This window comes from Enterococcus alcedinis (genome assembly GCF_014635985.1).
In the GTDB taxonomy this organism is placed as follows: domain Bacteria; phylum Bacillota; class Bacilli; order Lactobacillales; family Enterococcaceae; genus Enterococcus_I; species Enterococcus_I alcedinis.
The window spans coordinates 431,182-457,722 of sequence record NZ_BMDT01000001.1; the positions used below are offsets into that span (position 1 = coordinate 431,182).

At 36.9% G+C, this 26,541-nt stretch carries 27 protein-coding genes and 1 other annotated feature; all 27 genes read left to right on the forward strand.

The features are described 5' to 3' along the window. Positions 1–102 precede the first annotated feature (102 nt). The 27 genes from IEV09_RS02110 to IEV09_RS02240 all read left to right on the forward strand — a co-directional run bounded on the left by IEV09_RS02110 (position 103) and on the right by IEV09_RS02240 (position 26,523). Positions 103–2,349 carry a glucosaminidase domain-containing protein gene (locus tag IEV09_RS02110; RefSeq protein ID WP_188366599.1) on the forward strand — a complete coding sequence of 749 codons (2,247 nt, stop codon included), beginning with the start codon at positions 103–105 and terminating at the stop codon, positions 2,347–2,349. Positions 2,350–2,413: 64 nt separating this feature from the next. Continuing rightward, the gene (locus IEV09_RS02115) at positions 2,414–2,599 is read left to right on the forward strand and encodes a hypothetical protein (RefSeq protein WP_188366600.1); all 186 of its coding nucleotides are present in this window, start codon (positions 2,414–2,416) and stop codon (positions 2,597–2,599) included. Positions 2,600–2,703: 104 nt separating this feature from the next. Further along, entirely contained in the window at positions 2,704–3,582 is an 879-nt protein-coding gene (locus IEV09_RS02120; protein WP_188366601.1) for a viral A-type inclusion protein, read from the forward strand. After that, complete coding sequence (locus tag IEV09_RS02125) at positions 3,572–4,465, forward strand: hypothetical protein (protein WP_188366602.1); 894 nt, start codon at positions 3,572–3,574, stop codon at positions 4,463–4,465. The genes IEV09_RS02120 and IEV09_RS02125 overlap by 11 nt, the downstream gene beginning before the upstream one ends. Beyond that, positions 4,466–5,203 (forward strand): class I SAM-dependent methyltransferase, encoded by a 738-nt coding sequence (locus IEV09_RS02130; RefSeq protein ID WP_188366603.1) that lies wholly within the window; start codon positions 4,466–4,468, stop codon positions 5,201–5,203. Next, positions 5,200–6,627 (forward strand): AcpB/EbpR/MafR family transcriptional regulator, encoded by a 1,428-nt coding sequence (locus tag IEV09_RS02135; RefSeq protein ID WP_188366604.1) that lies wholly within the window; start codon positions 5,200–5,202, stop codon positions 6,625–6,627. Before IEV09_RS02130 ends, IEV09_RS02135 begins: the two co-directional genes overlap by 4 nt. Before the next feature lie 2 nt (positions 6,628–6,629). Then, positions 6,630–7,991 carry an FAD-dependent oxidoreductase gene (locus IEV09_RS02140; protein ID WP_188366605.1) on the forward strand — a complete coding sequence of 454 codons (1,362 nt, stop codon included), beginning with the start codon at positions 6,630–6,632 and terminating at the stop codon, positions 7,989–7,991. A gap of 156 nt (positions 7,992–8,147) precedes the next feature. Further along, entirely contained in the window at positions 8,148–9,095 is a 948-nt protein-coding gene (locus IEV09_RS02145; protein ID WP_188366606.1) for an ABC transporter permease, read from the forward strand. Next, positions 9,092–10,051: an iron chelate uptake ABC transporter family permease subunit gene (locus IEV09_RS02150; protein WP_188366607.1), complete on the forward strand. Its 960-nt coding sequence runs from the start codon at positions 9,092–9,094 to the stop codon at positions 10,049–10,051. The genes IEV09_RS02145 and IEV09_RS02150 overlap by 4 nt, the downstream gene beginning before the upstream one ends. After that, complete coding sequence (locus IEV09_RS02155) at positions 10,048–10,806, forward strand: iron ABC transporter ATP-binding protein (protein WP_188366608.1); 759 nt, start codon at positions 10,048–10,050, stop codon at positions 10,804–10,806. Before IEV09_RS02150 ends, IEV09_RS02155 begins: the two co-directional genes overlap by 4 nt. Before the next feature lie 19 nt (positions 10,807–10,825). Further along, a complete protein-coding gene (locus IEV09_RS02160; RefSeq protein ID WP_188366609.1) occupies positions 10,826–11,788 on the forward strand; it encodes a siderophore ABC transporter substrate-binding protein in 963 nt (320 codons plus the stop codon). A gap of 214 nt (positions 11,789–12,002) precedes the next feature. Further along, complete coding sequence (gene relB, locus IEV09_RS02165) at positions 12,003–12,224, forward strand: type II toxin-antitoxin system RelB family antitoxin (RefSeq protein ID WP_188366610.1); 222 nt, start codon at positions 12,003–12,005, stop codon at positions 12,222–12,224. Next, the gene (locus tag IEV09_RS02170; protein ID WP_188366611.1) at positions 12,221–12,496 is read left to right on the forward strand and encodes a type II toxin-antitoxin system RelE family toxin; all 276 of its coding nucleotides are present in this window, start codon (positions 12,221–12,223) and stop codon (positions 12,494–12,496) included. The genes relB and IEV09_RS02170 overlap by 4 nt, the downstream gene beginning before the upstream one ends. Positions 12,497–12,733: 237 nt before the next feature. Then, on the forward strand, positions 12,734–13,078 hold the full coding sequence (locus IEV09_RS02175; RefSeq protein WP_188366612.1) for a PadR family transcriptional regulator: 345 nt from the start codon (positions 12,734–12,736) through the stop codon (positions 13,076–13,078). After that, on the forward strand, positions 13,065–14,048 hold the full coding sequence (locus IEV09_RS02180; RefSeq protein ID WP_188366613.1) for a permease prefix domain 1-containing protein: 984 nt from the start codon (positions 13,065–13,067) through the stop codon (positions 14,046–14,048). The genes IEV09_RS02175 and IEV09_RS02180 overlap by 14 nt, the downstream gene beginning before the upstream one ends. Before the next feature lie 162 nt (positions 14,049–14,210). Beyond that, entirely contained in the window at positions 14,211–14,771 is a 561-nt protein-coding gene (ahpC, locus tag IEV09_RS02185; protein ID WP_188366614.1) for an alkyl hydroperoxide reductase subunit C, read from the forward strand. 15 nt (positions 14,772–14,786) lie between these two features. Then, positions 14,787–16,319 carry an alkyl hydroperoxide reductase subunit F gene (gene ahpF / locus IEV09_RS02190; RefSeq protein ID WP_188366615.1) on the forward strand — a complete coding sequence of 511 codons (1,533 nt, stop codon included), beginning with the start codon at positions 14,787–14,789 and terminating at the stop codon, positions 16,317–16,319. A gap of 224 nt (positions 16,320–16,543) precedes the next feature. After that, positions 16,544–16,592, forward strand: a sequence feature (sodium ion sensor (DUF1646 type); this cis-regulatory element may regulate processes involved in with the transportation of sodium ions). Positions 16,593–16,677: 85 nt separating this feature from the next. Beyond that, on the forward strand, positions 16,678–16,998 hold the full coding sequence (locus IEV09_RS02195; protein ID WP_188366616.1) for a hypothetical protein: 321 nt from the start codon (positions 16,678–16,680) through the stop codon (positions 16,996–16,998). Continuing rightward, positions 16,988–18,964, forward strand: coding sequence for a V-type ATP synthase subunit I (locus tag IEV09_RS02200; protein WP_188366617.1), 1,977 nt, complete (start codon positions 16,988–16,990; stop codon positions 18,962–18,964). Before IEV09_RS02195 ends, IEV09_RS02200 begins: the two co-directional genes overlap by 11 nt. Beyond that, on the forward strand, positions 18,957–19,427 hold the full coding sequence (locus tag IEV09_RS02205) for a V-type ATP synthase subunit K (protein ID WP_188366618.1): 471 nt from the start codon (positions 18,957–18,959) through the stop codon (positions 19,425–19,427). Before IEV09_RS02200 ends, IEV09_RS02205 begins: the two co-directional genes overlap by 8 nt. A gap of 27 nt (positions 19,428–19,454) precedes the next feature. After that, positions 19,455–20,039 carry an ATP synthase subunit B family protein gene (locus IEV09_RS02210; RefSeq protein WP_188366619.1) on the forward strand — a complete coding sequence of 195 codons (585 nt, stop codon included), beginning with the start codon at positions 19,455–19,457 and terminating at the stop codon, positions 20,037–20,039. Between the two features lie 11 nt (positions 20,040–20,050). After that, positions 20,051–21,043, forward strand: coding sequence for a V-type ATPase subunit (locus IEV09_RS02215; protein ID WP_188366620.1), 993 nt, complete (start codon positions 20,051–20,053; stop codon positions 21,041–21,043). Beyond that, positions 21,033–21,344 carry a V-type ATP synthase subunit F gene (locus IEV09_RS02220; RefSeq protein WP_188366621.1) on the forward strand — a complete coding sequence of 104 codons (312 nt, stop codon included), beginning with the start codon at positions 21,033–21,035 and terminating at the stop codon, positions 21,342–21,344. Before IEV09_RS02215 ends, IEV09_RS02220 begins: the two co-directional genes overlap by 11 nt. A gap of 13 nt (positions 21,345–21,357) precedes the next feature. Further along, complete coding sequence (locus IEV09_RS02225) at positions 21,358–23,130, forward strand: V-type ATP synthase subunit A (protein WP_188366622.1); 1,773 nt, start codon at positions 21,358–21,360, stop codon at positions 23,128–23,130. A gap of 1 nt (position 23,131) precedes the next feature. Continuing rightward, entirely contained in the window at positions 23,132–24,508 is a 1,377-nt protein-coding gene (locus IEV09_RS02230; protein ID WP_188366623.1) for a V-type ATP synthase subunit B, read from the forward strand. 6 nt (positions 24,509–24,514) lie between these two features. After that, on the forward strand, positions 24,515–25,144 hold the full coding sequence (locus IEV09_RS02235; protein WP_188366624.1) for a V-type ATP synthase subunit D: 630 nt from the start codon (positions 24,515–24,517) through the stop codon (positions 25,142–25,144). 23 nt (positions 25,145–25,167) lie between these two features. Then, the gene (locus tag IEV09_RS02240; RefSeq protein ID WP_188366625.1) at positions 25,168–26,523 is read left to right on the forward strand and encodes a TrkH family potassium uptake protein; all 1,356 of its coding nucleotides are present in this window, start codon (positions 25,168–25,170) and stop codon (positions 26,521–26,523) included. Positions 26,524–26,541: the final 18 nt, after the last annotated feature.

Here is a 26,541-nt window from a genome sequence, read left to right on the forward strand (position 1 = left end):
TTTTTCGTATTTACTTATAAGGAAAGCGCTATCATATCTTTAGGACTAGAAGAAAGGTTATGTTATAATTAGAGTAAGATTAGAAAAATGGAGGTGTATGCTATGAAAATGAGTCAGCCTTTAAAAAAAGCGCTCACACTATTAACGACTGCGTTACTCATTTCTGCTTATGTAACGCCCGTGCTAGCAACGACTACAGATTCTATTGTGTCGGAATCTGAAACAACAGAAGGGGAATCGACAATCGCGACAGAAATAGAAGAAATGAGTGAGTCGAGTGAGTCGAGTGAGTTGGTTATTTCAGTTACTCCAGAAGAGCCGACAACTCCTAGCATTCCTGAGTTAATAGAGACAGTTGCCCCAGAACCAAGCACTACAGAGAGCCTGGAAGATACGACAGAGGTTTCCGCCACTTCGGACACGGACAGTAGTGATACGAGCACGAGCGATACGACGGCGTCTTCTGAAACAACGAGTGAAAGTACAGCGTCCTCTTCTTCAGAGTCTGAGTTGACTAGCGATACAAGTAGTGAGGATAGTAGTAGTGAAGTAAGTGAAAGCACGCAAACGACGGACTCTAGTCAAAGTAGCACAGAATCAAGCACGTCAGAATCACTAGAACAATCCACAGATACGACTGTCGATAGTTCATCAAATGTACCGAGTGATTCCTCGGAATTATCGACAGATTCTTCGAGTGAGGTCATCAAAGACTCGCAAGAATTGCCTAGAGAAACACCGAATGACCATGCGATTCACACGCTACCACAAGGACCTTTTCCTTCTGTGGGGACCATTTTAGATGCCCAATTGGAATCACAAAATTTCATCGAATCTGATTTAAATGGTTTTGAGTTGCCTTTATTGCATAGTTACCAAAATAAACAAGATGCAGCAGTTGTTTATGCTGCATTAAACCATTTAAATGCACCTTATGATGACACTGGGAAAGGGCCGGAAGCTTTTAATAATATTAATTTCCCACGTTATTTATATCAAGAAGTTTTTGGTGTCGATTTAGCTGAAACGTTTGATAAATTGGTCCGATTTGGTGCAAAAGCAGAAGTAAGTAAGGTTCGACCAGGCGACTTACTTGTCTGGAAAAAAGAACAAAGAGTTGCGATTTATCTAGGCCAAAACAAATTTATTATGGCTGATGATACACTTGCCAAAGAACAAGTAGGAAATCAAGTGTTACTAGCTGAAACGGATGAGAAAGAAACGCAAGAAGTGATTCCAGGCGTACGGATTTTCACTTTGCATCTCGATGATCTGACCGACGATTCAGCTGACGAAAAGGACTTGTTAACACGTTATGACTTTATCCGAACACCTGACTACAGTGTCAATCGACCAAGTAACTGGGATTTAAGTGCTTATGGTCAACAGCAATTGGACTTATATCCAGTAACTTTTGATTTCCAAGTGAACTCGCAAACAACGGCTTTTATTGAATCGATTGGTGAAGCAGCGCGTGATTTAGGTTTGAAGTATGACGTTTTTGCTTCCGTTTTGATCGCACAGGGTATTTTAGAAAGTGGTTCTGGTTCGAGCGGCCTATCTCGAGCACCCTATTACAACGTTTTCGGTATTAAAGGTAGCTCGGGTGGTGCGTCGGTTAGTTTTCCAACGATGGAAGACAATGGTAAGGGAGAACTATACGGCATTACGTCAGCCTTTAGAGCGTATCCAAGTTATCAAGAATCATTAGCGGATTACGTCTCGCTTTTACGTTCGGGTATTTCAGGTAATCAAAACTTTTATCGAAAAGCTTGGCGCTCAGAGGCACAAAACTATTTACGAGCAACAAGAGAATTGACCGGTAAGTATGCGACTGATACGCACTATAACAATAAATTGAACTCAATCATTGCTGCATATAATTTAACGCGTTTTGATAAACCTCGCGTTAGTTTAAGTAATGAAATGATGAATTTTAATCAAATCCCACAAGTTTATCGTGATAAGATTCGTTTCCCAGAGTTTAATGGACAAAATTATAATACGTCTGGTTCGTACGGTTCTGATCAATGTACTTGGTATGTTTATAACCGTGTAACTCAATTGGGTGGAAAAGTTGGAGACTTTATGGGAAATGGTGCAGACTGGCGGAATACGGGGGATCGTGAAGGTTATGTGACGTCTGACGTTCCAAAGGTTGGTTATATGATTAGCTTTAAACAAGGCGTAGCAGGTTACCACCCACTTTATGGTCACGTGGCTTTTGTTGAGGCGGTGAGCGATGAAGGGATTTTAATCTCTGAGGGGGATGCCTCTTATATCAATTATCGGGTAATTCCAAATGAAATTGCCTTGTCGAGTGGTGTCGGTTATGTTGCACCGAAATAAGTCTAAAAAGAGGATTGAATCTTCATAAAACTATTGATAATATAGTCATGAAGGATGGTGCACTATGAAAAAACGTTTACGAAAAAAGAAAGCTTACAAACAATATATCCAAGATATTTTCTTAGGTTATGAAAAAATGCTCGAAAACCCTGAACTAAAAGAATTAACTTTTAGTTATCTAAAAGAAACAACTGTTTTAAAGCGCGATGACAATCAACAAATTCGCTTCAGAACATTTGATCAAGATTAATTGAAGAGGATTGGTTGTTTTATTCAAAAATAAAAGCAACCAATCCCTTTTTTTGTTTAAAAAATGATACACTATAGATATAAAATTTAAGAGGAGGAGATAAAATGGAGACAGAAAATAAAGAGTTGACTGAGACATCGACGAAAGAAGTACAAGACTTATCTTTTAACGAGATCAAAAAAGTTGCAACTGAAAATATTAGCGCATTATTAAAAGATCTACAAGATTTTGAACAAGCAATTAATCAGGAAAATATCCAAGAGATTTATCGGATTTATAACGGGCGCTTAAACAAAGAGCTACGTGAAAACTCTAATCAAAACCACGAAATTGATGAATTGTTATCGAGTAAAATCCATGAAAGCTTGATTAATGCCTTTCCGTTTATGCGTCAAATAAAAAAAGAGTCTGCTACGATTTTTTATTATCAAATCGATCAATACTATCACCAAAGGCCGACCATTTATTTGGATTCTAGTATTCCAGAAATCTATATTTTTCCCCATATTTTAAACGAGTGGCAAAATCCTCAAACATCTTATAAAGAAGAGTTACAGGTTTTGGAAACAAAAATGGATCAAATTGAAGCCAAAAAAATTAATGCAAAAATTGCAGTGGATCAGATTGACCATAAACTTCATGACTTAAAAAATGAACAGATGAATATTGAACAAAACAAAGGATTCTTTAATCGAGGGAAATTTGAAGATGATTTAGCTGTTATTTATAACAAGCAAAAGGAATTACAAGAACAACGTCTTAAATGGTTGCCTTATTTAAAGGAAGATGACTCTCAAATCCTCTTAGAAAAGGAGCAACTTCTAAGAGAGTATGACGAAAAACGTCTTCAACGTGCGGTGATTACCAAAGAGCTCCGTTTGATTACGAAACATTTTGGATCGGTTGAACGTATGGAAGAAGCTTTAAGTACCTTCTTAAGCTTTTATTTAACTGGGGAAGGAATGAATTTCAATGGAAGATAATCAACAATCATTAGCTCAAACAGATTTTCCAGATGCCTATTTGATGGGTAAAGAAAGTTATAAAGCTGAAATCGAACAATGGATTACAGATACGGAACTCGAGCTGGAAGATTTGTATTTACGAAAAAAAATTCTCGAAGCAGACTTCCGAACTTTGCTTGACCTATACAAAGCATTAATTTTTCAAGATAAAGATATCTCAACGATTGCTCAAACGAATTTAATTACATACTTTTCGTATGAGTTATTAAAACCTTTTCAAGCGGTGGGGTTGGAGCAAACGGAACATTTTAATACTTGGGAAACGAAACATTTTTATACTGCATATCAATTGAATGAATCAAATAATTTAGTTTTTTACTTTAAATTAAAAGTCGTTGATGACCGATTTGTCGTGGATTATCTCCCACTTCTAACAGTCAATATCGAAGAAATGTCGATTGAAGTCAATGATACGCACGTTCGAACGTTAATCTCATTGTGGTACTGTGATAAGTTTCTCTCTCGTAGTCAACTATCATTGTTTAACCAAGATATTAATGAACTTTTTAAATACTTCAAAGAACAAGGTTTTGAAGTTCAACCAAGTTTATTAGATAATACGCAGGCACTTTCTTTGAAACTTATTAGTGATTTTCCAATTAACCAAACGGTACTGGACCGGATCTTTATTACCACGATGGAGAATACTGATTATGATTTTGAATGGTTAGGCGGAGAAAAGTATCAAGTGCAGTTAAATCAGGAGCAAACCATTACAATTGAAAGACACGAAAATGAAACGGAACTTTTTATTGATTCGAATCATCGACGTCGTTCGATTTTAGATTTTGCGACAAGCTATCCTTTTTTAGTGCCTCTTTTTGTTCAAAGGAGCAAGTAAATGAATCGGGACGAGTTAAATGAAGAACAAGATTTTTGGGATGAATTTGCTGGAGAATATACAGCGATTCAATCCGAGTCACAAGTTAACATTGTAGGAGACATTAGTGCCTATTTAGCAGGAGAAATATCATCACCAGTTGATACATTGGTCGATTTAGCGGGCGGGAGTGGCAAATATTTACTTGGTTTGGAGTCATTGACTAAAAAATATATACTAGTTGATTTTTCAAAGGAAATGATACGACTTGCTCAGACGTCCTTTCCAATGTCACAGGCAGATTTTCAGCTTATGGATCAAGCGTCTTTTTTATCTAGGACATCGAATCAATCATACGATGTCCTTTTTTCGGCGATGAACCCAGCGATTCGAACGAAGAATGATTTGAATGAAATTTTACGCATTACTAAAAAACGAGTCTATTTATTACGATTAGTTCAAGAGGAAGAATCGTTATTTAGTCCTTTTGAAGAGGAAAATGATGAACTGAAATTAATGGCTCGTTATAAAAATTGGTTAGACACTCCTTATCAAAGTCATTATTTTACTTATCGTGTAGAAGAAGTTATTACGAAAGATTTCTTCTATGACTATTATTCGGATCAGCTAGCTCCGGTGGTCCTTGAACAAGCGCTACAACAATTTTTCCCGGTTCAGGACACGGCAATTAATCATAAATTACTCACTTTTGAACTGCTATCGATTGACCTTGAAGATTGTAAAGGGGGGCAAGTATGAAAATTACCCAATTACTCACTAAAAATCAAGAAGTCCAATTTATCGTATTTGAATACTTGCTCTACCATGATGTGCCGATTTCATTGAAAGAACTTGAGCGTGAAATACACGTTTCTTTACCAACGTTACAAAAAGAACTCATCGCCTTGCAAATGGAATTGACCAGTTACGATAACAAAGCCCAGCTTCTTCGTGACGAACAGGATTTTTATGAACTGAAACTGCCAAATCGCTTTTCAGTAAAAGACTTTCTAACGCACTATTTAGAGCAGTCGCTTGATTATCAATTGTTTTTAGCTGTTTTTTCACACAAAAATATCTCTATTACAAAAATGATGATGTCTTTGCAAGTAAGTGAATCTTCTATTTTTCGACGCTTTAAAGCAATTAATCAATTATTAGCTGAGTTTGATGTTCAAATAAAAAATAAGAACATTATTGGTGAAGAAAAACAAATTCGTTATTTCTTTTTTCATTTTTTTTGGCATAGTCATTCGTTTACTTATATTCAACAACATTTTGATAAAAGTAAAAGCCAACATTTAATTCAAATAATCGAAGCCTTATTCGAACGGAAGTTTAGCCCAAGAGAGTTTTGGAAATTGGTTGTTTGGTTTAATATTATGGAACATCGCTTCGATTACCATGAAGACCAGGTTCAAGATTTTTCAGCTGATTTTCAACAACTCTTAGAAGAAGATTTGATCTTTCAAAAAATTAAGAATATACTTGCGCGTTTTTTGAGTCGTTTTGCTTACCAGTCATTTGAGGATGAAGCTATCTATCTTTATTTATTTTTATTATCAGAAGGAATCTATGTGCCACTTGCAAAGGAATCCAGTCTAATTAAAAGGATACACGAAGCGAGTCAACTTGTGCAGCAAGAAATATTAGGTGAAAACCGAATGTCCGAAAAGGGAGAAGCGTTCCTCTTTGTTTTACATTGTACAGCAACTTTTTATCGAGGGAGTTTTGAAGAGGAAATGGCCCTATTCCGTCATTATGCGCTTTCTGATGTTTCAACAAATAAACTGAATCAGTGTATGTCGATCGTTGAAGAACGCTTATCTCGTAATTTAACGAATACCCAGTGGAAGACGTTAGATTTTCATTACGGATTAATTTATGATGTTTTTCATAAACAAGATAAAAAGAAACAGCGTATCGGTATTGTCATGGAGGCAAATTTAGAATCAGAATATTATTTGAATCATTTAAAACGTAGTCTGCAAGGATATGAAAACATCCATGTTGAAGAGGCGATGGAAGGTGTTTACTATCACCTACTATTAGTGAGCGAGTTTGCGGATAGTCAACCATACATCTGGGAGACTTCAATAACTATCACAGAAAAGTATTTACCGTCTGAAATCCGACGTGTCAAAGAAATATTAATACAGAATAAGGCAATTGAAGGAGAATGACCATGAGAGTATTGATTATAGGTGGCTCCCATGGGGGAATTGCAACGGCAAGCCATTTAAAAAAAATTAATCCTTCCGTTGAAGTAATTATTATCGAACAATCGAGCGTACTCGGTTATATCGGAAGTAGTTTGAATTTATATTTAGAAAAATACGTTGAACATTTAGAAGACTGTCGCACGACAAGCCCTAGTGAATTACTAACAATGGGGATTAATGTCATGATTAATACTAAAGTTACAAAAATCATGCCTGAAAAAAAACAAATTAAGATTAGTATGAAGAATGAAGAATTAATGATAACGGATGTCTTGACGTATGATTATTTAGTTTTAGCAATGGGATCAAGTCAATATCAAACGAGTTTTTCACAAGAAGCAGAAGCAAAAATTACAAATTATAAAAGCTTGCCTCAAGCGAAATCAGCTGCAGAAACATTGGAAATTTGTCAAAAAGTCGTCATTATTGGTGCCGGGTTGATCGGTTTAGAGTTAGCAGAGTCACTGAGTCGTTTAGATAAGCAAGTAATTATTATTGATCGGATGAATCGTAGTTTGTTTCGCTATTTTGATGATGAAGTGACTTCGATTCTTCTAAAGGATTTACCTAAAAATGTTGAGCTGCATTTAAATAGCAATGTTCAAAAAATTGTTGTTGATCAAAATAAACATTTTAAAGAAGTACTGATTAACCGAGAGAAGACAATTACAGGAGATGCATTAATTTATGCAATTAACCCTCGACCGAATATTGAGTTGGTTGCGGATCTGATTGATGTGAATCATGACGGGACACTTAAAACGAATGAATATATGCAAACATCGGACCCTTCAATTTATGCTGTTGGAGATCTCGTATCTGTATTCTTTAGCCAAACGAATGTTCCAAGTTATATTCCATTAGTAACAAATGCGTATCGGACAGGGATTATTGCAGCAACGAATATCTTATTAGACGTTAAAATTCCTTTTCCGACTGTCCAACGTACGGTTGTAAGTCAGTTATTTGGGCACTACTTAGGGAGTACAGGAATTAACGAGAGTGAAGCACCTTATTTTGGATTTGATGTTCAGAGTGTTGCAAAAACATACAACAAGGCCTCGTTCATTCAAGAGGATCTTGGTTTTGAGCTCACATTAAAATTTATTTTTGACCGTACAACAAAGGTATTGCTAGGTGCACAGTTATTAACAAATCGTGAGGCGAAGTTGGAATTGATTAATACTTTATCTGCCTTAGTAACAAAGCATACAACCTTGGATCAAATACTAACGATGGATTTTTACTTTAATCCGAAGTTTTCCAACCCCTTACATTTCTTTAATGATTTGGCATTAGAAGGGATTTTAAAGCAAAATAAGTAGGTAAAAGAGAGCGAATTATTAATAATTCGCTCTCTTTTCATATAATTGAGTCAATTCTGTTCATTTTTTAATAAAAGTGATTGATATTTTTCAGAAAATAACATACACTGTTTGAGAGAATGAGAATCATTCTCAATGGTTGGAAAGGAGTCTTAAATGAAAAGAAGCTATCTAATCCTTTTGTTATTTGCGCTAACACTCATTTCTTTGTTTGTCGGTGTTCATAGTGTTTCAATCAAAGGATTGCTTGCTGGTGATGAAGTTCAGCAAATGTTATTTCTAAAAACAAGAATTCCTCGAACCGTCAGTTTGATTTTAGCTGGTGGCATGGTAAGTGTTGGTGGTAAGATTATGCAGCACTTAATGCAAAATAAATTTGTGTCCGCAGGAACAATAGGTATGATGGATAGTGCCCAATTAGGTATATTACTAGTGATGCTCTTATTTCCGAACAGTTCTATTTTAGGTCGATCAACGGCGGCATTTATCTTTTCATATCTAGGGGTTCTCTTATTTTTGAATTTAAGTAAGATTCTTCCTAAAGGTGATCCTATGATTTTACCACTTACAGGCGTCATGTTTGGAAATATTATCGGAGCAATCGCTACTTTTTTTGCTTATCAGTTTCAGTTGGTTCAAAATGTTTCTTCTTGGTTACAAGGAAACTTTGCAACCGTGATGCAAGGGGAGTACGAGTTAATCTATTTAACCATTCCGGTTTTTATTATTTTATATTTTTTTGGTTACCAGATTACCATTGCGGGTTTAGGTTCAGAACTTTCAACCAATCTAGGGTTGAACCATCAACGGTTACAATGGATTGTTTTTGCTCTCGTAGCATTAGGTAGTAGTTCAGTATTAATTATGGTTGGGAACATTCCTTTTTTAGGCGTGGTTGTTCCTAATTTAGTTTCATTATTTTACGGTGATCATTTAAAAGATACGATGGGACTAACAGCGATTTTAGGAAGTACGTTCTTAATCATTTGTGATATTTTAGCACGTGTGGTTATCGCACCTTATGAAATCCCAGTCAGTGTCGTTGTCGGTATTATCGGTGGTGCCTTATTCTTACTCTTGTTAACAAGGAGGAAGATCCGATGAAACAAACTTCGTATCGTTTCAAAATTATCGCATTAGTGTTGCTTTGTTTGTTTTTTATCGGATTGTATTTAACGTATCAAACATATGGCAACTGGTCGTTTTCGTTACCAATTCGCGGAAAGAAAATTTTAGCATTTATGCTCGTTGCGTTAGCAACTTCCGTTAGTACCATCTCGTTTCAAACGTTAACCAGAAATCAATTTTTAACTCCTGGTATTTTAGGACTCGATAACTTTTATATCTTAATTCAAACACTCTTGTTCTTTTTTGTGGGTGGTGTGAAGATGTTATCGCAAGAATCGATCTGGATGTTTTTAGCAAACATCTTATTGATGACGATTTTCAGTGTTCTATTCTTGCTTTATTTTATGGAAAAAGCCACGGGGAATTTGTTTTTACTTTTAATGGTTGGAATGGTTTCTGGGACGATGTTCTCTAGCTTAAGTACTTTCTTGCAAGTCTTAATGGACCCGAATGAGTATGATTTACTACAAGGAAAGCTCTTTGCTAGCTTTAGCAATGTGAATAGCAACCATCTCATTGTGGCGGCAATCATCATTTTATGTTCAGTTGCTTATCTGTGGCACGTGGCACCCGAGTTGAATATTTTATTGTTAGGAAATGACCCAGCGATAAACTTAGGGATTGCCTTGCATGCCTTTCAAAAAAAAGCGCTAGTGAGTATTGTTTTATTAACTGGAGCTGCGACGGCATTAGTTGGTCCGACAATTTTCTTAGGTTTTATCATCGCGACAATTAGCTATCGCGTCTTTAATACGTATCGTCATCATCAATTGTTCCTAGGTAGTTTCTTAATTGGTGTAACATTACTGATTAGTGGTCAGTTTTTAGTTGAGCAAGTCTTTAAATGGAATACAACGATTAGTGTGGTTATACAATTTATCGGTGGAATTTTCTTTGTTGGGAAAATTATCGCAGAAAGGAAAAAAGCATGATTAAAGCAGAAAATATTTCAAAGAAGTACGAAGATAAATCGATTCTAGAAGCGATTGATATTGAATTGCCCAAAGAGCAATTGATTGCCTTTATCGGACCAAATGGCGCTGGTAAAAGTACTTTCTTATCTTTAATTAGCCGCTTGCAGTCACAATCGTCCGGTGATATTTATTTAGATCATGAAGAAATTCGCAATTGGAAGTCAAAAGAACTCGCTAAAAAATTAGCAATTTTAAAACAAAGTAATGGCGTTCAATTGAACATTTCTGTCTATGACTTGGTTTCATTTGGTCGCTTCCCTTATAATCGTGGGAAGTTAACGACAGAAGATCATGAAATTGTTCAAACTTCTTTAGAGCAGATGGAATTAATCGAATTACAAGAGGATTCCATTCATGAATTATCGGGTGGTCAGCTACAACGTGTCTATATTGCGATGATTTTAGCGCAAGATACCGATTATATTTTATTAGATGAACCACTAAATAACTTAGATTTAAACCATGCCAATCAAATGATGCATTTACTCAAGAAACTCGTTAAAGAACATAAAAAAACGGTTATCATTGTCTTGCATGATATTAACTTTGCAGCAGGATTTGCAGACTACATCGTTGCGATGAAAGACGGAAAAATCTTTTCTCAAGGAGAGACAGAAACCGTTATTCAGCCGGAAATTTTAAATCGTTTGTTTGGTATGAATGTTAAGATTTGCGAAATTGAAGGAAAAAGATTCTGCATGTATTTCCATTAAAAAAATTGGAGGAACAAATATGAAAAAAATTATTTTAAGCAGTTTAATTGTTTTAACTTTAGGATTAGCAGCCTGTGGCAACTCAGGTACAAAAAATACGGATGCGACTTCAGGTACAGAAACATCGACATCAGAAGTGACCAAAAAAGAAGTAACAATTACAGATGGTAATGGTGAAATAACAGTCCCTTATCAACCGAAAAAAGTCGTTATCTTCGATAATAGTGCGTTAGATACGATAAATGTTTTAGGTCTAAAAGATGTAGTGATTGGCGCACCAACAAGTAATTTACCGAGTTTCTTAACTGATTTTGAAACGGTGGAATCAGCAGGTGGCATTAAAGAACCCGATTTGGAAAAAATTAATGCGATGCAACCAGATTTAATTATTATTTCAGGTCGTCAACGTGATTTCTTACCCGATTTAGAAAAAATTGCACCAACGATTTTCTTTGAAGTGGACAGCACAGATACTTGGAATTCAATTCAACACAATGCTTTAGCAATCGGACAAATCTTCGGTAAAGAAGCAGAAGTTGAAGTCGCTTTAGGTGATTTGGAACTTCAAATCGCAGAGACAAAAGAAAAAGCAGAAGCAAGTGGCGAAAAAGCTCTAGTTGTTTTAATGAATGAAGGCGAGTTATCTGCTTACGGTAAAGGTTCACGTTTCTCGATTGTACATGACACGTTCGGATTTAAACAATCCGATGAAAATATTGAAGCGTCAACTCATGGACAAAACGTTTCATATGAATATATTTTAAAACAAAACCCAGACATCATTTTTGTCGTCGATCGTACAAAAGCAGTCGGTGGCGATCAATCTGAGACATCGCTAGCAGATAACGACTTAGTGAAAGACACAAATGCTGGTAAAAATGGTAAGGTCATTGTTTTAAATTCAGAAGTTTGGTATTTAGCTGGTTCTGGACTAGAATCATTAAAAATCATGTTAGAAGATGTAAACCAAGCTTTCAAATAAGTCAATTAGAACCTTCAGATGTGTGACACGATCTGAAGGTTTTTTCTTTTCGGGACGGATAAATTTTAGTATCCAAAAAATCCTCTGTGCTGTACTACTGCAGAAGGCATACGACAAAAATTCGTGAATCGAGCGGAATTTGAATTCTTGACCATTGTACACATTTGTATTACAATAGTTTTGTAGAACAAACGTATACAAGGAGGTTTTTAATATGAGCACAGTAACATTCCGAGTGACTGACGAAGAAAAAGCATTTATTCAATCGATGGCTGATCTCAACGGGTTAAGTTTATCAGAACTAGCTAGAACGAAACTATTAGAAGGATTAGAAGATCAAATTGACATGGCTTTATATGAGAAAGCCATTAAGTCGCATGAGTTAAATGACGAAAGTATTTCACATCAAGCGATGCTTCAAGAATTAGGCTTATGATCCATAAAAAATATACGGTTCGTTATGAAAAGAATGCTCAAAAAGCCTTAAAAAAGATGGATAGACATCAAGCGCAATTGATCCTATCTTGGATTTCTAAAAATTTAGAAGGAACCGATTCACCTCGGATTCATGGAAAAAGTTTAGTTGGGAATAAGAGTGACCAGTGGCGCTACCGAATTGGTGACTACCGCTTATTAGCAAATATTAGTGATGAAACAATCACTATTTTAGTTTTAGAAGTTGGGCATCGGAGAGATATTTATAAATAGAAGAGGCTATTTTCATTCTTCGTTACTCAAAAGAATAAAAAATTTAATGTTTTCATTTACAAAAAGAAGGTGCCGTTTATTCGAAAAAACGGCACCTTCTTTTTGTAAATTAGGACTAGCTTTAGCAGCTAAAGCTAGTTTCGATGCTTTCTTTTTCGATATTTTACTTTACCTGATGAAGTACTTTAGGTATAATTACTTTGACAGATGGAGTAATTATTAGAAAAGAGGTTAAAAATGATATCCAGTGATAGTATTCGCGGTTACAACGATACCATTATCCTTTCTTTGTTAATGCAAGGTGATTCCTATGGCTACGAATTATCCAAAAAAATTCGTGAAGGCACACAGGAAGTCTACATTATCAAAGAAACCACGCTTTATTCCACTTTCACCCGTTTGGAAAAACAAGGCTACTTAACATCTTATCCGGGTAACCAAACTCACGGTAAGAAGCGGACGTATTATTCGATTAGTCCACTAGGTAAAGAATATTTGGAAACCAAAAGGCAAGAATGGGAGTTGACGAAAAAAGTCGTCGATTATTTTTTAAAGGAGAGTATGACAAATGAAAGTAATTAAGGATTACATTGAGGTCTTGTTTTTACAAGTACCGGTTACCCCGGAAACATTACAAGTGAAGGAAGATTTATTAAATACAGCGGAAGATCATTTTGAAGGATTGGTTGCAGAGGGTGTTTCTGAAAAAGAAGCCATCGGTATCGTGATTAGTGAATTTGGTTCCATTGATGATATTTTAACAGAACTTGAATTAAACAAAGTAAAACCCGAAGTGGAGTTTGATCCAGCGGACGAACAAACAACTCTAACGATCGATGAAATTGAAACTTATTGGGCAGAAACTCGTACATTGAACATATCAATGGGTGTGGGACTTGCGATGATTGCTTTTGGTTTTTCTTGCTTACCGTTACTACCATACGGTAATGGTGGTGTCTTAACGTTTTTAATCTTCATGTTTATTCTTTTTTTATGGGGGATTGGTTTTTTAATTTCCTTCATTCATTTCTTGCAATATCGTAAAAAAACACAACAGCTAGCTGATCTTTCTGTTTCAGCTGAGATACGTGCGCATGCTGAACAAAAAATGGAAGAGTATCGTAAGAGTTATCTTTTTGGAATGAGTGCAGGTTTCCTTAGTTTCCTTTTCGCTTTACCTACAATATTCTTTTTCTTTCATTTATTCTATTCTTCGATGCTGGGTATCTTTTTCTTCTTTATCTTATGCGGCATCGGCGTGTTTCTTATTTTATATGTGTCACTCATTCAAAAAGAATTTAAACGAATCGTGAATATGAGCACAAATGTTAAAAAGAAGCGTCAACGTCTTAAAAAGACTCGCAATCGAACAGTTGCAAGCTTTCATGAAGATATATTTTGGGTTAGCGTCGTCATTGTTTATTTTGTTTTTTCATTCATGTTTCGTGCTTGGTTATATAGTTGGTTGATCTTTTTAGTTGGTTATGTCGTAGGTGAACTACTTAAAAATCGTATCCATCACAAACAGTCAATTGAGAATGAAGGGGTCTAATTGAGAATATAAAGGTTTTAGTGCGATTCGAGTCAACTTAAGTCTATCTTAAAAGATATTAATAAAAACTTAAGCATATTGGTTGAATTCTTGTTTAAACTTCTGTATATTCTTATTTAGAGATGTTTTTCTCAAATAATTATTCTAATCGGAGGATGTATTATGTCATTAATCGGAAAAGAAATTGTCGAATTTGAAGCAAATGCTTATCACAAGGGAGAATTCATTGAAGTCTCATCAGAAGACTTTAAAGGAAAATGGAACATTGTTTGTTTCTACCCAGCAGACTTTACTTTTGTTTGCCCAACAGAGTTAGAAGATTTACAAGATCAATACGCAACATTACAAGAATTAGGTGTAGAAGTTTACTCTGTTTCTACAGATACACACTTCACTCACAAAGCTTGGCACGATCATTCAGATGCGATTGGTAAAATCGAGTACATCATGATTGGTGACCCATCACATAAAATTTCATTAGGTTTTGATGTTTTAGGCGAAGATGGCTTAGCACAACGTGGAACATTCATCATCGATCCAGAGGGTGTTGTTCAAGCAATGGAAATTAACGCAGATGGTATTGGCCGTGATGCAAGTACTTTAATTGATAAAATCCGTGCAGCGCAATATGTTCGTACGCATCCAGGTGAAGTATGTCCAGCTAAATGGAAAGAAGGAGCAGAAACATTAAAACCAAGCTTAGATTTAGTAGGTAAAATTTAAGGGGGATTTATGTCAATGGCATTAGATAAAGAAACAAAAGATCAATTAGCCCAATATTTGACTTTATTAGAGTCGGATGTTGTTTTCCAAGCGAGTTTAACGACTGACGAAAATTCAAATAAAGTTCGTGAGTTTCTAGAAGAAATCGTGGCAATGAGTCCCCGTATTTCCCTAGAAGAGATTTCTTTGAGTCGTAGTCCTAGTTTCAAAATTGCTAAAAAAGGTGAAACCAGTGGTGTTGAATTTGCTGGTCTACCTTTAGGACATGAGTTCACTTCATTTATTTTAGCACTCTTGCAAGTTAGTGGTCGTGCGCCAAAAGTCGATGAAGCAGTCATTAATCAAATCAAAGCAATTGATAAACCACTTGCTTTTGAAACATACATTAGTTTGACATGTCATAACTGTCCGGATGTCGTTCAAGCATTGAACATTATGTCTGTGGTTAACCCGTTAATCTCTCACGTGATGATTGAAGGCGGCATGTTCCAAGATGAAGTTGAAGCGAAAAAAATCATGGCTGTTCCAACCGTTATGTTAGATGGCGAAGAGTTTGCAAGTGGTCGTTTAACGATTGAGCAACTAGTAGAAATGATTGCTGGTCCTGCGAGCGCAGACGAATTCAACGATAAAGGCGTCTTTGACGTATTAGTCGTTGGTGGTGGTCCTGCTGGGAACAGTGCAGCAATCTATGCCGCTCGTAAAGGGATTAAAACAGGAATGGTTGTCGACACTTACGGTGGACAAGTAATGGATACTGTAGGAATTGAGAACATGATTGGAACGCCTTATACAGAAGGTCCGAAATTAATGGCTCAAATTGAAAACCATGCAAAAGAATATCCGATTGATATTATGAAAAACCAACGCGCAAAATCGATTCGTAAAAACGACTTGATTGAAGTTGAATTAGAAAACGGCGCGATTCTTAAGACCAAAACAGCTGTCTTAGCTGTTGGAGCAAACTGGCGTAATGTCAATGTTCCTGGTGAAGAAGAATTCCGTACAAAAGGTGTAACCAACTGTCCTCACTGTGACGGCCCACTTTTCAAAGGAAAAGATGTTGCTGTTATTGGTGGTGGAAACTCAGGAATTGAAGCTGCTTTAGATTTAGCTGGCCTTGCAAAACATGTCTACGTTTTAGAATTCTTACCAGAATTAAAAGCGGACCAAGTATTGCAAGATCGTGCCAATGCTCTAAGTAATGTGACTATCATTACGAATGCAGCAACAAAAGAAATTACAGGTACCGATGAAGTAAATGGTATCACGTATACAAACCGTGAAACAAATGAAGAACATCATATTGCTTTGAGTGGTGTCTTTGTTCAAATCGGTTTAGTACCAAATACAGGTTGGTTGAAAGACACAGCGGTTGAATTGAACCCACGTGGTGAAATCGCTGTTGATGGTCATAAGATGACAAATGTTGAAGGGATCTTCGCTGCAGGTGACTGTACAGATAGTGCCTATAAACAAATTATCATCTCAATGGGTGATGGTGCAAGTGCATCATTAGGGGCATTTGATTACTTAATTCGTCAATAATTTTTTAATGCAGAACGATTCTTTGGATTGTTCTGCATTTTTATTTATTTTTTCCTTTTTTAGAATGAAAGTGGTACAATTGTTACAGCCCCATAAATCAATCATTAGAATGGAATTTCATTAGAATTTCACTTTTCTTTTACCGAAAAGACACAAATCAATTTGACTTGTTGATCCATTTTTTGATATATTAATTAGGTGATACAAAATCGAATAGATAAAATGGTTGAGCTATTTGCTTCAAGGATCGTATTCTTCAAGGGGTGAGAAGAATTTATTTGAAGTAGCTATCGAGCTTTTTAGAGCATACTTCTGATCAGAGGTATGCTCTTTTTATTTTTGAAAGGAGGGACATCAGATGAAAGAAGCACTTGAGCGTATTCGCTTAGCAGAAGAACAAAATGAGCAGGCACAAAAGCAATTATTAAATGAAATTGATTACTATCAACAAGAAAAACAAAATGCCTTGCAAGAACAACAAACGTTAAATCAGCAATTACGAAAAGAATTGATGGTTGAATTGGAATCATCATTGTTGGAACAAGAACGGTTATTAGAACGGCAACTTCAAGCAGAAGCACAGCAAGTCGATGCTAAAAACGAAGAAATTTATCTTCAACAAAAAAATGAAATGGTCCAAAAAATCATTAAAGAAATGAGGGGAGCTTATGGCTGTTAGTCGTCTAACAAAAATGACACTCCTTGCGGAAAGAAAACAGCACGATGCGATTTTACAAAGTTTACAGAGTATTCAAAATGTGGAAATTGAAGATATTTTCGATTCTGAAGAAAATGAAGCGTGGTTAACTACTTACTTTCCAGAAATAGAAGAAATCGATCAAGCGATGATTCGTGAGTACAATTATTGGCTCACTCAAATCGAGCAAGGCATTACATTTATTCGAGATCACGGTTCATCAAAGAAAAAAATTAAAGAGTTGCCCCGTAAGAATTATTCACTACAAGCATTAGAAGCAGGATTCAACGAAGATGCGTTAGTTAGTTTGCTCAAACAAATTGACCGTCTAAAGAAAGAATGGCAAAAAAATGAACAAGAACAAATCGAGTGGCAACAAGTCGAAGAGTGGGCAACACAATGGTATCAATATGATATTGCACCTGATTATGTCTTAAAATCGACTGAGATTCAATTGGCTAAAGTTGCAGCGGATGGTTGGGAAAGTGTCCGTGCTTACTTAAGCGATGAAAAGGATATTTATTTTGAAGTGAACTACAGCAATGACAAAGAAGTTAAATTCAGTTATGCCGTCTTAAAAGAAAAAGTAGCGACGGTTCAAAGCTCTTTGATTTCTCTAGGAGTATCTTTTGAGCAAGTCCCCTATGAAGAAAGTACGACAGAGCTTTTAAAACAAGCGAAAAAAGCACTGAAACAAGCGGTCGAAACGAGTAAGAAATTAACTATCGAGATCGGCTATTTAAAAGATCAAGTGTCGATTTTGCAATTTAATGAAGAAGTTTTACTGGCCCGTCTCACACGTGAGCAAGCAAAGGAAAAACTCGTATTGGCCAAACACTTAGTCGTCATTCGAGCTTGGGTGAATCAAGATGATCAAGAACGGATTACAACTTTTTTACAAAAGCAATTCAATCAATCCCTGTTTCTTTCTTTTGAAGAACCAACAAAAGAACAAATTCAAAAAAATCACGTACCGACAAAAATGAAAAACAATCGTTTCGTGGCGCCTTTTGAAATTTTAACGGGTATGTATTCTGTTCCTAAGTATGAAGAGATTGATCCCACACCTTGGATGGCTCCTTTTTATCTCGTCTTTTTTGGGATGATGGTAGCAGACTTAGGTTATGGTTTCTTAACATTCTTGTTCACTACTCTGGCATTACGACTACTCGTTTTACCTAAAGGAATGAAAAAGTTTGTCCAGCTATTCCAAATTCTGTCCATTTCAATCATGATTTGGGGGACAATTTACGGTAGCGTCTTTGGTGTTGAGATGCCCTTTCAATTACTAGCGCCGACTGAAGACTTTATGACAATCTTTGGTTTATCGGTTGTCTTTGGTGGCATTCAAATTTACACCGGGCTTTTCTTAGCGGCGAAAGAAAACATCAAGAAAAAGGATTACTTGAGTGCGATTAGCCAAGGCTTTTCATGGCAAGGTATTTTAACCGGTATTTTTATTGCCGCAGCTGGTAGCTTATTGTTTAATTCAGATTTATTAACAAAAATTGGAACGTACTTAGCACTCTTTTGTGCCTTTCTAATTATTGTTATCCCAATGATTCAAAGCAAATCAAAAGTCGGTGGTTTCTTTAGTGGTCTTTATGAACTATATGGGATTACCGGTTACATCGGAGACTTTGTTAGTTACAGTCGCTTGATGGCCTTAGGGATTTCAGGTGGGAGTATTGCGATGGCCTTTAATATGCTCGTCGGTACAATGCCGCCCGCAGCTCGTTACAGCATTGGAATCGTCTTACTTGTGGCACTACACGGACTCAACGTCTTCTTATCGATGTTAGGCGCTTATGTCCATGCGGCGAGATTACAGTACGTTGAGTTTTTCGGGAAATTTTATGAAGGTGGCGGACGACCATTTGATTCGTTCAAACCCACTGAAAAATATGTCAATATAGAAGAAAAATTGGAGGAGAATACACATGATTAAATTTATTTTAGAAAACAATGCAGGAATGTTATTTGCTATTTTAGGGATGGCAACAGCAACCATCTTTTCAGGAATCGGATCAGCGATTGGTGTTGGTAAAGCAGGGGAAGCTGCGGCAGCCTTAATGACGAATCAACCAGAGAAATTCGGTCAATCATTAATCTTACAATTATTACCAGCCACACAAGGTTTATACGGATTCGCGATTGCAGCAATGATCTTTACAAGCTTATCACCAGATATGGACATTATCACTGGGCTTGCTTACTTAGGTGCTTCTTTGCCCGTTGCTTTTACAGGGTTAGCTTCAGCTATTCCTCAAGGGAAAGTTTCCGCTGCAGGTATTCAAATTTTAGCTAAAAAACCAGAACATTTCTTTAAAGGTGTAATGTATGCCGTAATGGTTGAAATGTATGCAATCTTAGGATTCGTTATCTCTTTCTTACTTTTAGGTAGCATTTAATAACGAACCATAAAGGAGGAAGTTAGCATGGATGCTATTGATTTAATTATTGAAAAGATTAATCAACAAGGAATCGAAGAACGAAATGAGTTGAAAGAAAGTCGCTTGGCAGAAATAGATACCCATTTTCTAGTTGAGCAGCGAAAATTGATAAAAGACCATGAACTTCAACTTGAAAAACAAACAGATCAAATCAAAAAAGCGCATCAACAACGAAGCAACCGTCTGACGGTTGAAGCGCGTCAAAATGCATTAAAGAAAAAACAGGCATATCTTGAACGTTTGTTCGATGAAGTGCGCCAGCAAATGATTGATTGGACGGTTGAAGAAACACAAAGTTTTGCTAAGGGAATTTTAAAACAACTTCAATTAACGGAAGTTACCATTCTTCCTGCTAGGAAAATGGATCCTGCGATTTTTAATGACGCTTGGTCAGAAACTACGAGTAAAGAATTAAACATGACCATTACTATCGGAGCGCCACAATTACAAGCCGACTATGGTTTTCTAATCGAGCATCAAGGGGTACAATACAATTTCTTATACCGTGATTTATTGTTAGAAGAACGGAAGAAAACAGGTAGAAGTGTCATGGAGTCATTATTTTCATAAGGAGGAGAGACATGAATAACAGTTATCATACAGTCAATCCGATTATTCGTATTAAAGAAAATGAATTGCTATCTAAAGAAACCTTTGACCAACTCATTCAAGCACCATCTGTTGATAAGGTAGGAGAGATTTTAAAACAAACGGTATATGGAAAATATATTACCGCAGACTTTGAACATCATTTTGAACAATCGCTCAATCAAGAGTTGGTTGATACTTATGAAGAGCTGATTCAAATTGTTCCAAATCCAAGACTTATTTGGCTGTATACGATGCGTTATACGACACATAACTTAAAAGTTTTGACAAAAGCCGATAAAATGCAAGAAAATTACGATTACTTATTTATACCCGATGGCTTTTATAGTATCGATGAGTTAAAAGCAGCGATTGAGACTGGCGAATCGAGTACGCTGCCTCCTACAATCGTTCGAAGCATTCAAGAAGTACGCGAATATTTTGAAGAATCCCGTATCTTACAAGGAATTGACGTCATTTATGATCGATTTTTCTTAAGTGAGCAACGGAAAATCGCTGAATCACTCAAAGATACATACATTTTAGAAAATATTATTGCTTCGATTGATTTGAAAAATCTGATCACCGTTGCACGCTGCTTGATGCAAAAACGCTCCAAAGGCTTTATGTCGACGGTTATTTCAGAAGATGGCAGTATTGAAAAAGAAACCTTATTAGCGTTTTCAAATAAGTGGTTAAGTGACTTTATTCAGTTTATTTCAGAAAGTGAGTATGCGGAGTTACTCGAACCCGCTTTATCAAAAGACAAAATTGATTTTTTACGTTTAGATGTGATTATCGATAATCATTTAACAAATACCTTACAGAGTGCCCAAACGCAAGCCTTTGGTCCACTTCCGTTGCTCGCTTACCTAAATGCAAAAGATATCGAAGCGATGAACTTGCGTTTGATTATTGTTGGTAAACGTAGTGGTTTTACGACCGATGCCATAAAAGAAAGGATGCGATCACTTTATGACATATAAAATTGGTGTTATCGGTGATAAAGAATCTATTATGCCTTTTAAATTATTTGGTTTTAGTGTGTATTACGGACTGAATGAAACCGTGATTCTGGAAAGCATCGACCATATGATTGCAGAGTCGTACGGTGTCATTTACATCACCGAGGCTTGTGCACGACAAATTCCTCAAAAAATCGAATCTGTCAAAAAATTATTAACACCAGCAATCGTCTTAATTCCCGACCATGATGGTTCACAAGGAATCGGACTTGCTGAAGTACAGAAAAATGTTGAAAAGGCAGTCGGCCAAAACATTTTATAAAGGAGTGAAACAGGTGGATATCGGAACAATTGTAAAAGTTTCAGGACCATTAGTGATGGCTGAAAATATGGGTCATGCAAGTATTCAAGATATTTGTTATGTTGGAGACATGGGCGTGATCGGAGAAATTATCGAGATGCGCGGAACGGTTGCATCCATTCAAGTATATGAAGAAACATCAGGGATTGGACCAGGTGAACCTGTCCGCTCAACAGGAGAAGCTCTTTCTGTTGAATTAGCACCAGGAATTATTGCTCAAATGTTTGACGGGATCCAACGCCCGTTAGACGTTTTAGAAAAACAAACACAAACACCATTTTTAGGTAGAGGGGTCAGCTTGCCTGCACTAGACCATGAAAAAAAATGGGACTTTGTACCAACGGTTAAAATTGGTGAAGAAGTAGAAACCGGTGATATTTTAGGGACAGTTCAAGAAACTAAAGTCATTAATCATAAAATTATGGTCCCTATAGGTGTTAAAGGAACGGTTAAAGCGATTCATCAAGGAGCGTATACGATTGATGAAGTCATTGCCGTTGTAGAAACAGAAAAAGAAGACAAAGAAATTACGATGCTACAAAGATGGCCCGTGCGTCGTGCACGTCCAGTGAAAGAAAAGAACAACCCAGATGTTCCAATGATTACCGGACAACGTGTTATCGATACATTCTTCCCGGTAACCAAGGGTGGAGCAGCAGCAGTTCCTGGACCATTTGGTGCTGGCAAAACGGTTGTCCAACATCAAATCGCTAAATGGTCAGATGTTGACTTAGTTGTTTATGTTGGTTGTGGCGAACGTGGAAACGAAATGACTGACGTAATGAATGAATTTCCAGAACTGATTGACCCAAATACGGGAGAATCATTGATGGAGCGGACTGTTTTAATTGCCAATACCTCTAATATGCCCGTAGCCGCACGTGAAGCGTCTATCTATACGGGAATCACCATTGCCGAATACTTCCGCGATATGGGGTATTCAGTCGCGATTATGGCTGATTCAACTTCTCGTTGGGCAGAAGCTTTACGTGAAATGTCCGGACGTCTAGAAGAAATGCCAGGCGATGAAGGTTACCCGGCATACTTAGGTAGTCGCTTAGCTGAATATTATGAACGTGCAGGACGCGTCATTACTTTAGGTAAAGACCGTCGCGAAGGAAGTATCACAGCGATTAGTGCGGTATCGCCTTCAGGAGGAGATATTTCTGAACCCGTGACACAAAATACGTTGCGTGTTGTTAAAGTATTCTGGGGACTAGATTCAATTCTTGCACAACAACGTCATTTCCCATCAATCGATTGGTTGAAGAGTTATTCACTCTATCTAATAGAGGTTGGCGCTTATTTAGATCAACAACTACAAGTGGATTGGTCGGGATTAGTAACAGAGGCGATGCGTATTTTACAAAAAGAATCAGAATTAAACGAAATTGTACGCCTAGTCGGAATCGATTCTTTATCTGCTAAAGATCAACTAACTTTAGAAACAGCTAAACAAATTCGTGAAGATTATTTACAACAAAATGCTTTTGATGATGTTGATACCTTTACTTCGCGTGAAAAACAATACCACATGCTTAAAACAATTGTTTTGTTCCACGAAGAAGGCCAAAAAGCAATTGAACTAGGCGCACATTTACCAGAAGTAATGCGTGGTACGGTTCTTTTACGTGATCGAATCGCTCGTATGAAGTATGTCGCTGAAGAAAAAATCGAGCAAATTATCGAGTTAGAAGCGTCAATTCACGCAACGATGAAAGATATCTTACAACAAGGAGGAATGTAACTTGATTAAGGAATATAAAACAATTGGCGAAGTCGTCGGTCCTTTAATGGCTGTCGACCATGTCGCTGGTGTCAAATACGAAGAGTTAATCGAAGTTCGCCTTCAAAATGGAGAAATCCGCCAAGGGCAAGTGTTAGAAGTCGAAGAAGACAAAGCACTTGTTCAAATCTTTGAAGGGACAGGCGGTATTAACTTACGTGACTCAGCCGTCCGCTTCTTAGGGCACCCGTTACAATTAGGTGTCTCTGAAGATATGGTAGGACGTGTCTTTGATGGTCTTGGACGTCCGCGAGATGGTGGTGCCGATATTTTACCAGAAAAAATGATGGATATTAATGGTGAAGTAATCAATCCGATTTCTCGTGACTATCCAGATGAATTTATTCAAACAGGTATTTCATCTATCGATCATTTAAATACATTGGTTCGTGGTCAAAAATTACCTGTATTCTCTGCATCCGGTTTGCCCCATAAAGAATTAGCCGCTCAAATTGCTCGTCAAGCAGCGGTATTGAATACGGATGATAACTTTGCTGTGGTTTTTGCTGGAATTGGTATTACTTTTGAAGAAGCTGAATACTTTATGGAAGATTTCCGTCAAACAGGAGCGATTGATCGTTCGGTTGTTTTTATGAATTTAGCAAACGATCCGGCGATTGAACGTATTGCAACACCTAAAATGGCGCTAACTGCCGCAGAATACTTAGCCTACGAAAAAGGAATGCACGTTTTAGTCATTATGACAGATATGACAAACTATTGTGAGGCGCTACGTGAAATCTCTGCTGCTCGTCGTGAGGTTCCTGGACGTCGCGGTTATCCAGGTTACTTATACACGAACTTAGCAACACTTTATGAACGTGCGGGTCGCATTAAAGGTCTACAAGGTTCGGTTACTCAAATACCGATTTTGACGATGCCTGAAGAAGATAAAACCCATCCAATTCCCGATTTAACCGGTTATATTACAGAAGGGCAAATCATTTTAACTCGTGATTTATACAAGAAAGGCATTCAACCGCCAATCGATGTGTTACCTTCGCTTTCCCGTTTGAAAGATAAAGGAACTGGAGAGGGCAAGACACGTAAAGATCACGCGGCAACAATGAACCAATTGTTCGCAGCGTACGCTCAAGGAAAACAAGCAAAAGAATTAGCTGTCGTACTGGGAGAGTCGGCTTTATCAGAAACTGATCGAATCTATGCCCAATTCGCAGAGTTATTCGAAGAGCAATACGTCAACCAAGGCTATCATACCAATCGTTCTATCACAGAAACATTGGATTTAGGTTGGAAATTACTAGATCTCTTACCTAGAACGGAATTAAAACGAATTAAAGACGAAATGATTGACGAATATCTGCCAGAAAAGGGGTAGAGACAAATGGCGATTAAAAATATTAATCCAACAAGAATGGAACTTGCCCGTTTATCGAAGCAACTAGGAACAGCGAAACGTGGGCATAAACTTTTAAAAGACAAACAAGATGAATTGATGCGTCAGTTCATCTTGTTGATTCGAAAAAACAATACACTACGACAAGAAGTAGAAGAAGAAATGACTCATGCAATGAAAGCTTTTCGATTAGCCAATGCATCGATCAACGAAAATTTTATTGAAGAGCTTTTTATCTTACCAGCAACGAACGTTTCATTAGATATTACTGAAAAAAATATTATGAGTGTCGTTGTACCCGTGATGAAGTTCGATTATAATGAGGAATATGTGAATGCACCATTAGAGTACGGATTTTTAAACTCAAATGTGCCTTTGGACTTATCGATCGAACGCTTCACTAATTTTCTACCTAAATTGCTGGAACTAACGGAGATTGAAAAAACTTGCCAATTGATGTCTGAAGAAATTGAAAAAACCAGACGTCGAGTAAACGCATTAGAATATATGACAATCCCTGAGCTAGAAGAAACAATTTATTTTATCAAGATGAAGTTAGAGGAGAACGAGCGAGCAGGCGTTACACGCATGATTAAAGTCAAAAACATGAAAAAATAATCTGCTAAAGCGAGGCTATCTACATGGTCAGAAAAAAATATACTTCTCATTTTACCGCCGCTCAAATGATTACCTTTGGATTTGCAAGCATCATCTTACTTGGCGCAATACTATTATCTCTACCGATCTCATCAAAAACAGGGGAGGCGACCAACTTCCTGGATGCTTTGTTTGTAGCAACCTCAGCCACATGCGTTACCGGGCTAACTACGGTAACCACTGCGGTCCACTGGAGTTTTTTTGGTCAACTAGTCATTATTACTTTGATTGAGATTGGTGGACTCGGTTTTATGTCTTTACCGATTATCTTTTACTTGATTACTCGTAAAAAAGTCGGACTGGGTATGAGAATTGCCTTACGCCAATCGCTTAACATCGAAGGGCGTTCAGGTGAAATGAATTTAATGATTTATATTATGAAAAATGCTTTCTTCATTCAATTTGTTGGGATGGTTTTACTAGCAATTGATTTTATTCCGAGATTCGGACTCGAAAAGGGCATCTGGTATAGTTTTTTTCACGCAATCTCCGCTTTCTGTAATGCAGGATTCGACGTGTTTGGTGATAGTTTAGTGCCTTTCCAACAAAATCCATGGGTCTTATCGGTAATTAGTGGTTTAATTATCTCGGGTGGTCTAGGGTTTATTGTTTGGTATGATATTTTAGATTATAAAAAGACACGTCGTTTAAGTTTACATAGTAAAATTGCTTTACTTGTAACAGCTGGATTATTGATTTTTGGCACAATCGGATTTATGTTAACCGAGCAAAATGGTCAAAGCTTAGTTGAGGGTAATTTCATCCAACGCTTCTTTAATACCATTTTTATGTCTGTGACGCCACGTACAGCAGGCTTTTATTCCGTGGATTACTTTTCAATGACTCATGCCGGACTACTATTAACGATTATTTTAATGTTCATCGGTGGAACGTCAGGTTCAACTGCCGGAGGATTTAAAACAACAACATTCGGGATTTTACTGATTAAAGTCATTAGTATTTTCAAAGGAAAAGAACGGGCAGAGTACAAAGGACGTACGATTAAAGAAACAACTGTTTCAAGAGCTTTAGTGTTGTTCTTTCTAATGCTGTCATTAGTGATTGTCAGTACGATGATTCTTTCGATTAGCGAAACGGTTCCTGATGTAAACGAACTTGGCTTAGAGTACATTGTATTCGAAGTTGTGTCAGCATTGGGTACTGTCGGATTAACAATGGGTCTGACACCGCAATTAACCCCGTTAGGTAAAATACTCATACTCTTATTAATGTTTATCGGTAGAGTAGGGATTATGACGGTTGTCTTCTCACTCGTTTCAAGAGGCATCAGTAACAAACAAACATTCAAATACCCTGATGAAACAGTTATTATTGGATAAAAGAAGCAGTTTAGACTG

Bases quoted from the DNA above. Each gene is read 5' to 3' on its own strand.
- IEV09_RS02220 (WP_188366621.1), top strand. From the start codon at position 21,033: ATGACATATAAAATTGGTGTTATCGGTGATAAAGAATCTATTATGCCT.
- IEV09_RS02240 (WP_188366625.1), top strand. From the start codon at position 25,168: ATGGTCAGAAAAAAATATACTTCTCATTTTACCGCCGCTCAAATGATT.
- relB (WP_188366610.1), top strand. From the start codon at position 12,003: ATGAGCACAGTAACATTCCGAGTGACTGACGAAGAAAAAGCATTTATT.
- IEV09_RS02215 (WP_188366620.1), top strand. From the start codon at position 20,051: ATGAATAACAGTTATCATACAGTCAATCCGATTATTCGTATTAAAGAA.
- IEV09_RS02170 (WP_188366611.1), top strand. From the start codon at position 12,221: ATGATCCATAAAAAATATACGGTTCGTTATGAAAAGAATGCTCAAAAA.
- IEV09_RS02115 (WP_188366600.1), top strand. From the start codon at position 2,414: ATGAAAAAACGTTTACGAAAAAAGAAAGCTTACAAACAATATATCCAA.
- IEV09_RS02195 (WP_188366616.1), top strand. From the start codon at position 16,678: ATGAAAGAAGCACTTGAGCGTATTCGCTTAGCAGAAGAACAAAATGAG.
- IEV09_RS02175 (WP_188366612.1), top strand. From the start codon at position 12,734: ATGATATCCAGTGATAGTATTCGCGGTTACAACGATACCATTATCCTT.
- IEV09_RS02150 (WP_188366607.1), top strand. From the start codon at position 9,092: ATGAAACAAACTTCGTATCGTTTCAAAATTATCGCATTAGTGTTGCTT.
- IEV09_RS02155 (WP_188366608.1), top strand. From the start codon at position 10,048: ATGATTAAAGCAGAAAATATTTCAAAGAAGTACGAAGATAAATCGATT.
- IEV09_RS02110 (WP_188366599.1), top strand. From the start codon at position 103: ATGAAAATGAGTCAGCCTTTAAAAAAAGCGCTCACACTATTAACGACT.
- IEV09_RS02120 (WP_188366601.1), top strand. From the start codon at position 2,704: ATGGAGACAGAAAATAAAGAGTTGACTGAGACATCGACGAAAGAAGTA.
- IEV09_RS02160 (WP_188366609.1), top strand. From the start codon at position 10,826: ATGAAAAAAATTATTTTAAGCAGTTTAATTGTTTTAACTTTAGGATTA.
- IEV09_RS02145 (WP_188366606.1), top strand. From the start codon at position 8,148: ATGAAAAGAAGCTATCTAATCCTTTTGTTATTTGCGCTAACACTCATT.
- ahpF (WP_188366615.1), top strand. From the start codon at position 14,787: ATGGCATTAGATAAAGAAACAAAAGATCAATTAGCCCAATATTTGACT.
- IEV09_RS02210 (WP_188366619.1), top strand. From the start codon at position 19,455: ATGGATGCTATTGATTTAATTATTGAAAAGATTAATCAACAAGGAATC.
- IEV09_RS02235 (WP_188366624.1), top strand. From the start codon at position 24,515: ATGGCGATTAAAAATATTAATCCAACAAGAATGGAACTTGCCCGTTTA.
- IEV09_RS02205 (WP_188366618.1), top strand. From the start codon at position 18,957: ATGATTAAATTTATTTTAGAAAACAATGCAGGAATGTTATTTGCTATT.
- IEV09_RS02130 (WP_188366603.1), top strand. From the start codon at position 4,466: ATGAATCGGGACGAGTTAAATGAAGAACAAGATTTTTGGGATGAATTT.
- IEV09_RS02135 (WP_188366604.1), top strand. From the start codon at position 5,200: ATGAAAATTACCCAATTACTCACTAAAAATCAAGAAGTCCAATTTATC.
- IEV09_RS02125 (WP_188366602.1), top strand. From the start codon at position 3,572: ATGGAAGATAATCAACAATCATTAGCTCAAACAGATTTTCCAGATGCC.
- ahpC (WP_188366614.1), top strand. From the start codon at position 14,211: ATGTCATTAATCGGAAAAGAAATTGTCGAATTTGAAGCAAATGCTTAT.
- IEV09_RS02140 (WP_188366605.1), top strand. From the start codon at position 6,630: ATGAGAGTATTGATTATAGGTGGCTCCCATGGGGGAATTGCAACGGCA.
- IEV09_RS02200 (WP_188366617.1), top strand. From the start codon at position 16,988: ATGGCTGTTAGTCGTCTAACAAAAATGACACTCCTTGCGGAAAGAAAA.
- IEV09_RS02180 (WP_188366613.1), top strand. From the start codon at position 13,065: ATGAAAGTAATTAAGGATTACATTGAGGTCTTGTTTTTACAAGTACCG.